Source organism: Simiduia sp., assembly GCF_058345725.1.
The window spans coordinates 1-13,237 of the sequence record NZ_JBTUOC010000061.1 but is presented as its reverse complement, the minus strand read 5'-3'; the positions used below and the strand labels follow the sequence as shown (position 1 = coordinate 13,237).

The following is a 13,237-nucleotide window of genomic DNA, read 5'->3' as shown; positions in this document are numbered from 1 at the left end:
CGCTGCGGTGGGCTTAGAGACATTTAGCTCCTCTTCTACCACTTCCAGGGTCACCGGCAGCGTGGCCATAGAGGAAGAAGTTGACAGCGCAACGGCTTGCGCTTTTTTCATTTTGGCCAGGAACTGCCAGGGTGACTGTGTCGAAAACAGCTTAATTAGTAGTGGATAAACAGCAAAACCAAATACCAATATGGCCAGCACATAGACAATGAACAGATTCATAACCAGGTTCAGCATGGCAAAACCGTAGGTGCCCACTGCGTCTGCCATAAGCCCGAAGACACCCAATGGCGCCAACCACATCACCACATTGATCATCCAGATAAACGCATTAACCAGCGTATCCAGTCCCCCGAGCAGTGGCTTTCGCTGCGCCGCAGGCTGGCGCGACAAGGCAATGCCCAAGAACAAGCAAAACACCATTATCTGCAAAATATTGGCATCATTCAGGGCCTGAAATACGTTGGTAGGCACCATCCCCAGCACAGTCTCTACAAACCCAGGCACCGTGCCCTTGGCAACCAGCTCATCGGAAAACATGTGCTGGGCACTGCTGAGGTCTACCCCAGCACCAGGCTGAAATAGCTCCCCGGCCAATAGCGCCAACGCCACTGCCAGTGCCGACGTCCCCATGAAAAAGCCGAAGGTAGCCAGACCCAATTTACCTGCCGATGAACTAGCGCCCAAGTTCGCAGCACCGGCGACGATGGCAATGGCGATCAGCGGGATAACCAGCATTTTGATCAGATTAATGAAGAGGTAACCCAGCGGCGCGAATACCGCCGCCTCCTGCCCCATGATGGCGCCAGTTATGGTGCCTAACACCATCGCTATAACCACTTGTACGCCAATATTTCCCAGCGCGCCTTTTAATTGTTTCATGGTGTCCCCTATTTATTCTGTCTGGCTATGGGACGAATGGTACACACAATGGCACACAGGAAAATACGCCCTGGCGCCGCCCCGCATAACAAGCGGCAACCAAAGGCGGGGCAATACACATTGCAGGCCTTTGCGCTGCGCTTAGATTGGGTGTTGCGACCGCATTTATGGAACGCAGGCCAGGCGGCCTGCACAAGGGCTTCTCTCTCTGCAAATCGCACTTCGCCGCACAAATAAAAAGCCCCGCTCGTTAGAGTGGGGCTTTTATATTTATATGGCGGAGAGGGGGGATGCGCGGCGCTACGCTTGCGGGTCTTCGCGCTGCACGCTTCGGCTCGAACCGAATTCTTATCCTTTTCCACTTCAACACCAACCGACAATACACATTACATAGCCGGGGATTGATGGGGCTAAAAACGCCCCACCCCTGCGGGGCGCCTTCACTAACATTCCGGCGTCCCAAATCCGCAAAAGACGCGAATTTGGTCGAACCCGCGAGGGCCCTCACCCGCCCACAGCGCCATACAAAAAACCCCCGCCTTAACAGGCGAGGGTTTTGTGTATGGCGGAGAGGGGGGGATTCGAACCCCCGATACCGGATTAGGGTATACGCCCTTAGCAGGGGCGCGCCTTCGGCCACTCGGCCACCTCTCCAACAGGTGCGGCATAATACCACATCTATTAATAAATCAAAGAGTTATGTGCTTTTTTCTTGGCCTTTTTAGTGCTCAATTTTCGACCGACAGAAACACAAACGGCGGCCCATGGGCCGCCGTTTGATGCACTCACCGACAGGCTTATTCTTCGCCGTCTTGCTTTTCTCGCTGGATGCGCTGGTAGATTTCCTCACGATGCACGGCCACTTCTTTTGGTGCATTAACACCAATTCTGACTTGGTTACCTTTTACACCAAGCACTGTGACTGTTACCTCGTCGCCTACCATAAGCGTCTCACCTATGCGACGTGTCAATATCAACATCACGATTCTCCTTAAAATCATCCTGTTGTACAACGGTACCATAAAATGGTGGGTGCTAGCCGTTGTTGGTTGTCACTAACCCACTTCCTGTTCTGCCCAGAGTTGCCCCAGCGAGCCACTTACTACAAGTAAAGCCCAAATCCTGCAAAAAAGAAAACAAACCAGCCAATGTGGGGTGAAGATGGGATAAGACGTAGTAAACCCAGGTTTCCCCAATTTTGAAGCCTCTTATTTCTGTTCCTGAGGCTCTTTATCCATATCGAATGCAGCATGCAATCCACGCACCGCCAATTCAAGATATTTTTCATCAATGATCACAGAAATTTTGATTTCCGAGGTGGTGATCATCTGAATATTGATGTTGTCCTCCGCCAGCGCCTTAAACATTGTGGCTGCAACGCCCGCATGGGAGCGCATGCCAACACCCACCAAGGATACTTTGGCAACCTTGCTGTCACAGATTACTTCACGCGCGCCAATTTCCTGGGCAACGGTTTCCAGCACCTTGCGGGCCTTGTCCATATCATTCTTATGTACGGTAAAGGTCAGGTCCGTGGTTTTGTCTGAAGAGACGTTTTGGACGATGACATCCACTTCAATGTTGGCGGCCCCCACGGGCGCCAGAATACGCGAGGCCACGCCCGGTAAATCTGGCACGCCGGCCAAGGTGACTTTTGCTTCGTCTCGGTTAAATGCGATGCCTGATACTACGGGTTGTTCCATGGTGTCGAGTTCCTCATCGAGGGTAATCAAAGTGCCGGGGCCGTCCTGAAAGCTATGCAATACGCGCAGCGGGACATTGTATTTACCTGCAAACTCCACAGAGCGTATTTGCAACACTTTGGAGCCCAGGCTGGCCATTTCCAACATTTCTTCAAATGTAATGCGGTCCAGGCGCCGAGCGGAGGTTACTACCCGCGGGTCAGTGGTATAGACGCCATCCACATCGGTATAAATCTGGCATTCGTCGGCTTTAAGTGCCGCAGCCAAAGCCACGCCGGTGGTGTCTGAACCACCGCGCCCCAGGGTAGTAATGTTGCCCTGCTCGTCCACGCCCTGAAAACCGGCCACAACTACCACGCGCCCCGCTGCCAGGTCTTTGCGAATACGCTCGTCGTCAATCTGCTGAATACGGGCTTTGTTGAAGGAGTCATCGGTGACGATGCGCACCTGTCCACCGGTGTACGAGCGCGCGTCGTAGCCACGCTTTTTCAACGCCATGCACAAAAGCGCAATAGTGACCTGCTCGCCGGTAGACACCAGCACATCCATTTCGCGCGGGTCCGGCGACTCTTGAATTTGATTGGCCAGGTCAATCAAGCGGTTAGTCTCGCCACTCATGGCTGAGACCACAATGACCATATCGTGGCCCTGATCGCGGAATTTACCGACTTTTTCGGCCACAGCTTCTATACGCTCGACAGTACCCACCGAGGTACCGCCGTATTTCTGTACCAACAGGCTCATGAAGAAGCCTTCCCCTTAATAAGTGATGTATTTGACACCCGCAACGCGGGACGCGCAACTTAAGCACAAAATATTACTTTTGTTAAGAATAAATCGCGCCTAAGTCACACCAAATCTCGAAAGATTGCCACCCTAGCCCAGTTGCTGCTGCACCCACTCGGGAATACCGGCCAACATGGCAGGCAAAGCCGCCAGGTCTGTACCGCCGCCCTGAGCCATATCGGGACGGCCACCGCCCTTGCCGCCAATTAAGCCGCTGGCATGACGCATTAAATCACCAGCTTTAACCTTGCCAGTGGCATCTTTGGTCACGCTGGCCACCAGGGCGACTTTGTCGCCTTCGCAGACGGCCAGCAACACCACTGCTGTACCTAGCTTATTTTTCAGCTGGTCGGCCATATCGCGCAGAGCTTTGCTGTCGACGTCCTCTAACTGAACTGCCAGCACCTTAACGCCCTGTACATCTACAGCATTGGCAACCAGGTCGCCGCTGGCCAGCGAGGCCAACTTGGACTTAACCGCAGCCAGCTCCTTCTCAAGACTCTTGTGGCTGCTGAGCAACTGCTCGGCCTTGTCGTGCACTTGGTCGGCGCTGGTTTTTAACAGGTTCGCCAATTGGACAATCAAGTCTGTTTGATGTTCCACCTGTGCCAGGGCCGCAGCGCCAGTCACGGCTTCAATACGGCGAACACCCGACGCAATACCGGTTTCAGACACAATGCGGAACAAACCAATTTCGCCCGTATGCGCCACGTGGGTGCCGCCGCAGAGCTCTACGGAAAAGCCGTCGCCCATGGTGAGCACGCGCACACTGTCGCCATATTTTTCGCCAAACAGCGCCATAGCACCCTTGCTTTTGGCGGTTTCCATGTCGCAGACGTCGGTCTGCACCGGGGAATTTTGGCGTACTTGCGCGTTTACGAGCTGCTCAATGGCTTTCAGCTGCTCGGGCTTTACGGCCTCTGGGTGCGAAAAGTCAAAGCGCAGGCGCTCGGCATCGACCAGTGAACCTTTCTGCGTAACGTGCTCGCCCAGTAGCTTGCGCAGCGCGGCATGCAATAAATGTGTCGCTGAGTGGTTTAGCGCTGTGGCCTGCCGAACCTCCGCGTCTACCTGCCCGACCAGGCTCACTCCCACCGCCAGCTCACCGCTGCGCAACTGGCCGATGTGTAAATGGTGCCCACCCTGTTTGGTGCAGTCTTGCACTTCAAACACTGCACCCTCTGCACGCAAATAGCCGCTGTCGCCGGCCTGGCCACCAGATTCAGCGTAAAAAGGTGTCTGATCCAACACCACAACCCCCTGCTCGCCGGCTGAAAGGCTGTTCACGCTGACGCCGTCTTTCAGCAGCGCAACAATTTTGCTACTGCCCTCTAATTGTTGATAGCCGGTAAAGTCTGTCTGGCCATCCAATTGCAGGCTGGCAGAATAGTCCACCTTGAAACTGCCGGCGGCGCGGGCCCGCTGACGCTGTTCTTCCATGGCTGCTTCGTAGCCCGCCATATCCAAATCCAGGCCTCGCTCGCGCGCGATATCTGCGGTGAGGTCGACGGGAAAGCCGTAGGTATCGTACAAGGTAAAAACAGTCTCACCGCTAATGACCTTGCCCTCAACGCCTTGTAGCGCCGCTTCCAACACCGCCAGGCCTTTATCCAGGGTTTTGGCGAACTGCTCTTCCTCGGCCAAAATAACCTTGGCAAGGTGCGCACTTTTTTCCAGTAAGTCGGGATAGGCAGTGCCCATTTCCTGACCCAGTGCAGCCACCAGCTTGTGAAAAAACGCCTTTGTTTGCCCCAATTTATGGCCGTGACGGATAGCGCGACGCATAATGCGGCGCAATACGTAACCGCGGCCTTCGTTAGACGGCACCACGCCATCAATAATTAAAAATGCACACGAGCGGATGTGATCGGCAATAACGCGCAGCGACTGGTTGGTCAGATCATCGCAACCCGTAGCAGCAGCGGCGGCTTTTAAGAGCGATTGAAATAAATCAATTTCGTAGTTGGAGTGCACATGCTGCATCACCGCCGAAATTCGCTCCAGTCCCATACCGGTATCCACGGAGGGCTTAGGCAGAGATTTCATGGTACCATCGGCCATGCGATTAAACTGCATGAACACCAGGTTCCAAATTTCAATATAGCGATCGCCGTCTTCCTCGGGCGTACCGGGCAAACCGCCAGCGACTTCTGCGCCGTGGTCATAGAATATTTCTGAGCTTGGCCCACAGGGGCCGGTGTCGCCCATAGCCCAGAAATTATCGGAATTATACTTGCCGCCCTTGTTGTCGCCGATACGAATTATGCGCTCGGGCGCCAACCCCACCTCTTTGTGCCAAATATCAAAGGCTTCGTCGTCTTCGGCATAAATGGTCACCCACAATTTTTCCTGAGGAATATTCAGGCTGTGGCTTGCCGTTAAAAATTCCCAGGCGAATAGAATGGCGTCGCGTTTAAAGTAGTCGCCAAAACTGAAGTTACCCAGCATTTCAAAGAAGGTATGGTGGCGCGCCGTGTAACCCACGTTTTCCAAGTCGTTGTGCTTACCGCCCGCACGCACACAACGCTGAGAGCTAACAGCGCGCGAATAGGGGCGCTTTTCATCGCCTAAAAACACATCTTTAAATGGCACCATGCCTGCATTGGTAAACAGCAAGGTGGGGTCGTTACCCGGAATCAATGAGCCTGAGGGCACAATGGTGTGACCCTTTGATTCAAAAAACTTCAGAAAGGCGTCGCGAATTTCAGCGCTTTTCATAATCTACTTCCAATTCCCATGGCTGTGCGCTTGTGCGCGTAATGAGTGCTGGCGGGCTTACATACCCAAGCCAGATTCCGAATAAGTTTTGTTGCCCAATATATGCAAGTGCAAATGAAACACAGTTTGTCCAGCCTGCTCGCCATTATTGACGACCAGACGGAAGGCTTCACCGCACCCTGCGGCCCGTGCAATTTCACCCGCTTTTACCATTAAATGGCCTAGCAACGCTTGGTCCTCTGGACTAGCATCCACTAAGCGCGGTATGGGTTTACGCGGAATAACGAGCAGGTGTACAGGCGCCTGTGGCTGAATATCTTTGATACAGACACAGAGATCGTCCTGATAGATAAAATCAGTGGGTATCTCACCGCGAATAATTTTACTGAATATTGTGTCACCGCTCATAAGGCAAACCTCGTTTATACCTACTAGCTTGTGTGAGCTTCTTTTTCTTCCTGACTTAAGGCGCGCGCCTCTGATTCCAGCATGACTGGAATGCCGTCGCGCACGGGATAGGCCAAACCGCTCGCCCAACATACCAATTCCTGCTGCTCCTGCTTGTACTCCAGGGGCGCCTTACTGACGGGACAGACCAGGATGCTGAGTAATTTTTGATCAACCATATCGACTCCAAGCGGGGGCAAAGGGGCGATATAGTACAACGACAGCTGCAAGCTGTCTTGGGATCTAGTGGGAATTCCAGCGAATTGAGGGGATTAATAGGCCGGCATGGGGCCGACCAGGGTCTGCGGATCAACCCGCTCGGAGAACCAGTTCATCCGCCAGTCGAGATGCGGTCCTGTGGCCCGTCCGGTAGCGCCCACTTTGGCAATGGGGTTGCCTTTTTCGAGCCGCTGCCCCTCTTGCACTAAGATTTCCGAGAGGTGGATAAAGGTAGACGTTAAACCGTGACCGTGGTCAACAATCAGGGTACCGCCGGAGAAAAACATATCCTCGTAGGCCAAACGCACCACACCACCTGCCGGTGCTACCACTAACGTGCCCTTAGGACGGGCCACATCAACCCCAAAATGCGGGTTTTTCGGCACACCATTGTAGATACGCTGGCTGCCATAGACACCGGTAATAGGGCCAACTAACGGCCACTGAAAATCGTCGGCAAAGTCTTGTAGCGTACTGTTTACAGCCCGCGCTTTGGCTGCGAGTGCGGCTTCCTTTTGAATACGGTCAATCTGCGATTGAGGCGGCGTCACCGTTTTGCCAGGCACACCGTTTACTCGCTGAACATTGTATTCGCGCGGCTCAATCGCAATGGTCAAGGGCTGCCTTAAACCGTCCGGGCCCAATACCGTAAGGTCAATCTTGCTGGCATCGCGCCCCAAGCCGAATACAAAAGCACCCGTAGGCCCCAGTAACAATGGCTTTCCCGCTACCTGCAACTGATATTGCGGGGGGCTGATGCCGCGAATGACAGCGCCCTGTGGATAGATGGCTTTCAAGCCAAAATCCTCTGGATTCAGCTGGGCTGCCGCCTCACCAACTAACAGCAGGCCCAACAGTCCGGCGCCGAGATAGACCTGAATAACACGCATCGTGTTTCTCACGCACCTTGCCAGCACTGCGATATTCGCCCCCTTCATTACTCCCCCACTGCTAATCTATCGTCCGTTTTCAGTTAGCTATCCAAAGTTAGGTTGCCGCCACTGATCAGGTCGTCGACAATTTGCTGCGATGTCAGGGTATTACCCATGGTGAGGTCTACCCCTTGCAACACAATCACTTGCCCCACTTCAAACGAAGCGCCGGCATCGGCATCAATGCTGATATAGGTATCGCCGTTTGAGAAGTTAAACTGCAGGTAATCTCCAATATCACCAGATTCTTCTCCCACCAGCAAATCCGACAAATCCAACTTATCGCCTTCGGCCGTAGTGAAGTCTGTGACCGTGTCGGTGCCGATGTTGCCGCGCGCCCAGGCAAAGGTATCGGCGCCATTGCCGCCGGTCAGGGTATCATCGCCGCGGCCGCCAAACAGAATATCGTCGCCCTCTCCGCCAATCAGTGTATCTTGGTCTTCGCCGCCGTAGAGCAGGTCGTTCCCCGAACCACCGTTGAGCAGGTCATCACCCGCCTCGCCCACGAGCAGGTCGTCGCCAGAGCCGCCGTAGAGTTGATCGTTACCCTCGCCGCCATACAACTTGTCGTTATCGGCACCGCCAAACAGTCGATCATTGCCATCGCCGCCGATTAATATGTCTGCCCCGATACCGCCATCCATTAAATCGTCGCCAGCATCACCGGCCAAGTGGTCATCACCGTCATTGCCGTACAATTCGTCATTGCCTGCACCACCCGCAAGATAGTCGTGACCACTACCGCCGCTGATGATATCAGCGCCCGTACCACCCGAGATGCTGTCGTTACCGGCACCGCCACTTAAGTTGTCGTCGCCAGCGCCACCTGTAATAGCATCGTTGAGATTGCCACCAATGATATTGTCGTTGTTGTCAGTACCGGCAATACGATTGTCGATGGTGTAGAGCGCGAGTTGAGCGACATCCGACTGACCATCTGTATCGGTGAGTTTGTACTCCACAAACTTGGGCATTAATGCCGAATCGATGGCGGGACCTGGCAACGGCGTAAAGCTGACACTTTGAATACTGTAATCGCCGTCGCTACCCGTCGCTACTTCAACGCGACGCACGCCCGATATGCCGGTGAAAGTTTGCGTATCATTGCCGTCCAAGGTAACGGTGGCGATAACATTATTGGCATCGTCGTAAAATATGGCGGACGCCGCACCGCTATCCCAACCGAAAGCCAAACTGATGTCTTTAACGCCACCTGGATAGAGCGAACTGTCGAAGGTCAAAATGATATTGTCGCCGCTATCGGCACTATCACTGTATTGATCGCCTGTACTGTTTACGCCTATCCCTTGCCCACCATTGTAAGTAACCGTTGGACTGCCATTGGCAGTCGTCGTTACTATTACGCCTTGGTCTGCGCTGTTATCGGTAAAACTTTCAACCACTGGATCTGTGTTATAGGGGTTAACCGGCGTATAGCTGTAGTAACCATTACTGCCAAACACAAGTACAGACCCATCATCGGAATCGGTGATTTTCACCTGATTGATTTGATTGCCTTTAGCATCGAAATCCACCGCATACTCCCAGGTCAAATTGGTACCGTTTGTTCCCGCAGGTTCGATAGGCGTAGCTTCCACAGGGTCGTATGACAAGCTGTTTAAGGTAAAACCATTTCCTGAGGTAGAACTTATTTGTATGCTCCCGATTCCGTTGAAAGCGCTAAGGTCAACGGTATCCACAGTGCCAAATTGCGTAAATGGACTACCCGTTAGCTCAGTACCAGTGGTGTCAAACAGTCGCACCTGCACGCGATCACTGTCTGCAAAATTCACCAAATTTAGCTGCAGATTTTCAACACCATTGGGCAGCACGCTGGTATCCCAGGCTATGGTCATCACTTCGTTTGCGTCTATTTCATCACCGGTATCGCCTTGAATACCGACACCCTGATCATTACCCGTGGTATCAAAACCAAGGTTGGCTGTTGAGCCAAAGCGTGTACCGCTAACAGTAAAATTAGCAGCATCAATAACGGACTGCGAATTCAAAACAACGTTTTCAGACGCTCCGGTCACCGGCGTTACTGCTGCCAGATCCAAACTGATAATTGAACCCTGGAAATTAATTTCTGAAACTTTGGCGTTATCTACCACTTTATCCACGCCGCCACCCTGCGCAGCGAACGGTGTGAAACCCGCACCTAACGAAGGGCCACCATCTGTACCGATGCCTGTAACGACGTTACCCTGCATTTGCTCGAAATGATTCGCCGTGTGCAAGTCGTCGCGAGCATCTGGCTTATCATCCACAATACTGAAGCGCGCGGTTGCCGACGCCCGATCACCGTCGCCATCTACGACCGTATAATCGAATGCAAAGTTTGCTTCAGCAGTACCGTTTGGCGCGATAAACAGGTAGGAGCCGGTTGCAAAATCCATCGTGAAGGTGCCATAGGCAAAGCCGTCGTCTCCATTGAGCGTGACTTTGGTACCTTCGACCTCCAAGCCAGCAGGTAATGCGGGCGACACTGTAAAATTAGTGCCGTCATAACTGATTGTGTGTTCAACAGCTGGGTCACCCAGCAATATAATGATCGACTCGACATGCCCGCCATCTGCACCCATCGTTACACGTGTAATAGTACCTTCCTGGGTAATATTGCCACCAAAGGCTGTGGGAACTGTACTGAGTAGTTCCGATTGCAACAGTGCAACATTGGAAACGATCAAGGCTGGATCATTAGTGCCAAATCCCTGCCCCAATGAATCGATATTGTGCGCATAATTTAGATCGGACAGGTCATTGGGCAAGCCATCGCCAATACCCACAGAGTAGGACTTAATGCCATTGTTATTGACAAACTCCTTGTAGCCCATACCCGCTGGTGAACCGTCGGCAGTTACTGCACCATCCGACAGGAAGTAGGAAATATTCTGCACATTGTCAGCGGCGTTTTGGCCAATCAAGTCGGCTGCAAACTCGTTGCGAATCATCGACAAGGCATCCACGTAGCTAGTGGCGTTTGTCAACGAACCACTGCCACCCAAATCGTTGGAGTAGTTTGTCTGGTTTACATCCGTTACAGATTCGATGGCCGCTTTTGCCGACTCAAAATCTGTGTAAGTTCCCAGCCTGTGTGCACCATTGGCGAAAAGCAGTACTGTCAAGGAAACCTTAGTCGATTGATTAAAATACTCTTCCGCCAAGCTTACCAGTGACTGTTTTGCCAAAGACAAACGAGTGTCCCCACTGCTGCCCACACCGGCATTCATGCTGGTGGAGATATCCAGTGAGAACATTAAGTTAAAGGTATTCTCTTCAGACTCTGGAATGGTCTGCGCTACATTCGACGCAATGGGTACATCGTCTACGATGGTTATCGTTAACGTATCGGACAGGGGCGCGCCATTTACAAAGTTGTAGGTAAACTGCTCGTCAACATCGGTACCCGTGGTATTGGCATCTGTCAATTGATAGGTGTAATCGCCCGTTGCTGCGTCTACGGTCAGCTGCCCCAAAGGCGTATCGACGGTGATTACACCGCCAGAGGCAGTATAGGTAGAGCCGCCAAATTCAATACTGGTGATAGTACCGCCGCCTGATCCATCGTTTAAAAACAGATTGCCTTCGGCCGTTGCACTTTGACCGGCAACACCACTGCCGCCAGGCAACCCGCTCTCATAGACAGTGTTAAAGTCTGGCTGGGTTGCACCAACCGTCAGCGTAGTAGTACCGGTGGTTGTCAACTCTCCGTCAAAAACCGTATAAGTAAAGCTGTCAACGGATTCCGCGCCGCTGGCGTGGAACAGCAAGGATGTCAGTTGCGACAACGTCAATACATCGCCCACTGATACCGGGTTAGTAATACCGTCGGCATAACTCACTACACCGGTTGCCACCTCTGGAATCCCGGTAACAGTAATCAACAGCTCGGCATCATCCGAATCCACATCAGTAGGTGCCTGAATATTCATAGGCGCACCTACGGTGCCCTCTACCACAAAACGATCGTTGTCGAAAACCGTAGGGGCATCGTTAACGGGTGTGACTGACAGGGCCATGGTATCGCTACCATAGATATTGGCGTAGTCCTGATCAAAAGCCTCCAGCGTGACCGTTCTGGTCGAAGCCGAAGGATTGTCGGAGTTGTTCTCGTAAGTTATCGATTCGAGCACGGTGATGTACTCACCGATATCTGCACCACCCGATAAGGTGAGCTGCCACGTGGTGCCCGTTTGATTAATTACCGCGTTGACATTGGTACCTGCAGTTAAATAATCGATTGTATCCTGACTCGCCAGGAACCCATCAATCGTCACAACCACTGAAGACAGGTTTGTGCTGTCTAAATCCGTGATACTTACGCCATTGAACAAAGCCGTGGCTGCTGCATTCTCAATATAATTGATGTCTGCCAGACCGGACACTTCAGGCGGCTGTACGACAGTGTCAGCAACTTCTACGGTTACGGTTGCTGTGTCTGATTCGCCATCCGCATCAATCAAGGTATAGGTAAAAGTATCGGTGCCAATAAACGATGCACTGGGTGTATAGGTAAACGTACCGTCATTGTTGTAAACCACCGTACCGCCATTGGTACTGACAGTGTCAAAACTACCTACCGTCGCGCCGTCTACTAAAGTGTCATTTGCCAGTACGTTGCCTGTGGTTAAAACCTGGTCTTGACTGGTAATGAATACGTCATCTTCCGCAACTGGCGCGCCGTTATTGGCACCAATGGTCCCTATTGCCTGTACACCATTGGCCGTCAGGTGCGAACCAGGCGCAAAGTTCACTGCCTGATTGAAGCCAGACAAGTTCAATGTAAAGTTTTCGTCGCCCTCAAAAACATTGCTGTCGCTGTTTATCGTGATAGATACAGTGGTAGAGGTCGTGCCTGCGGCAATCGTGCCTACGAGCGGACCAACCTGTACATAGTCATCGCCACCGGTGGCTGAACCACTGGCCGTTTGATAGGTAAATGTTAAATCTGAACTGGGTGGCGTATCGATATTGATGGTAAAGGTCAGCGTGGTTGTACCCGACTGCGGCTCTTGCACGGAAACGTCTGCGACCGACACCGTTGGTATCAACACCATAGATACCGTTGTATGAGCTACGTTACTCCAATCTTGGCCGTCGAAAACACTGACTTGTATATCTTTGTCTGCACCAGAGGCTGAACCGTCATTGCTAAACTGTACCGCGCGAATGGCCTGCTGATAACTCGCCAGAGACGCACTACCCGACAGGGTCAACACACCGGTTGAAGGGTTATAGGCGCTCGCAGTAATGCCCGCTGGCAGTGCACCCACCGTTAAAAGATCCCCTGCCTCAACATTACCAATTTGAATTCGCGCGCTGGTCAATGTTGTATTGTCTACATCGTTGATCACAACATCGGTATCGGCAATACGCACTGCCGCACCGCCCTCGGTAAACGCCGTTTGATAATCGGCACCGGTAGCACCGCTTGAATTGTTGCCGTCGAGATCAATTACTGGTGCGTCGTTCACCAAGGTCGTGGTCACGGTGTTGCTCACCGTCACACCGTCGTTCGTCGTCAGGCTCACGTTCGGCAGGCTGTTG

Annotated in this window: 8 protein-coding genes and 1 tRNA gene; all 9 read right to left on the bottom strand. The window is 52.6% G+C overall.

Translation table 11 applies throughout. The annotated features are described in order from the left end of the window. Positions 1–882 (bottom strand): dicarboxylate/amino acid:cation symporter (locus tag ACW8F6_RS13455; RefSeq protein ID WP_491576392.1); only part of this gene is annotated, 882 nt, incomplete at its 3' end. Positions 883–1,445: 563 nt separating this feature from the next. Then, a tRNA-Ser gene (locus ACW8F6_RS13450) sits at positions 1,446–1,536 on the bottom strand. Positions 1,537–1,679: 143 nt separating this feature from the next. After that, positions 1,680–1,862 carry a carbon storage regulator CsrA gene (gene csrA, locus ACW8F6_RS13445; protein WP_183909358.1) on the bottom strand — a complete coding sequence of 61 codons (183 nt, stop codon included), beginning with the start codon at positions 1,860–1,862 and terminating at the stop codon, positions 1,680–1,682. A gap of 228 nt (positions 1,863–2,090) precedes the next feature. After that, positions 2,091–3,329, bottom strand: a complete 1,239-nt coding sequence (locus ACW8F6_RS13440) for an aspartate kinase (RefSeq protein WP_491576391.1) — start codon at positions 3,327–3,329, stop codon at positions 2,091–2,093. A 132-nt stretch (positions 3,330–3,461) separates the two neighbouring features. Next, positions 3,462–6,089, bottom strand: coding sequence for an alanine--tRNA ligase (gene alaS / locus ACW8F6_RS13435; RefSeq protein ID WP_491576390.1), 2,628 nt, complete (start codon positions 6,087–6,089; stop codon positions 3,462–3,464). Positions 6,090–6,146: 57 nt separating this feature from the next. After that, positions 6,147–6,497: a histidine triad nucleotide-binding protein gene (locus tag ACW8F6_RS13430; RefSeq protein WP_491576389.1), complete on the bottom strand. Its 351-nt coding sequence runs from the start codon at positions 6,495–6,497 to the stop codon at positions 6,147–6,149. Positions 6,498–6,520: 23 nt separating this feature from the next. Then, positions 6,521–6,715: a Trm112 family protein gene (locus ACW8F6_RS13425; protein WP_491576388.1), complete on the bottom strand. Its 195-nt coding sequence runs from the start codon at positions 6,713–6,715 to the stop codon at positions 6,521–6,523. Positions 6,716–6,808: 93 nt separating this feature from the next. Beyond that, positions 6,809–7,645, bottom strand: coding sequence for a M23 family metallopeptidase (locus ACW8F6_RS13420; RefSeq protein ID WP_491576387.1), 837 nt, complete (start codon positions 7,643–7,645; stop codon positions 6,809–6,811). 83 nt (positions 7,646–7,728) lie between these two features. Then, positions 7,729–13,221, bottom strand: coding sequence for a cadherin-like domain-containing protein (locus ACW8F6_RS13415; protein WP_491576386.1), 5,493 nt, complete (start codon positions 13,219–13,221; stop codon positions 7,729–7,731). Between the last annotated feature and the right edge of the window lie 16 nt (positions 13,222–13,237).

Bases quoted from the DNA above. Each gene is read 5' to 3' on its own strand.
- ACW8F6_RS13440 (WP_491576391.1), bottom strand. From the start codon at position 3,329: ATGAGCCTGTTGGTACAGAAATACGGCGGTACCTCGGTGGGTACTGTC.
- ACW8F6_RS13425 (WP_491576388.1), bottom strand. From the start codon at position 6,715: ATGGTTGATCAAAAATTACTCAGCATCCTGGTCTGTCCCGTCAGTAAG.
- ACW8F6_RS13420 (WP_491576387.1), bottom strand. From the start codon at position 7,645: ATGCGTGTTATTCAGGTCTATCTCGGCGCCGGACTGTTGGGCCTGCTG.
- csrA (WP_183909358.1), bottom strand. From the start codon at position 1,862: ATGTTGATATTGACACGTCGCATAGGTGAGACGCTTATGGTAGGCGAC.
- ACW8F6_RS13430 (WP_491576389.1), bottom strand. From the start codon at position 6,497: ATGAGCGGTGACACAATATTCAGTAAAATTATTCGCGGTGAGATACCC.
- alaS (WP_491576390.1), bottom strand. From the start codon at position 6,089: ATGAAAAGCGCTGAAATTCGCGACGCCTTTCTGAAGTTTTTTGAATCA.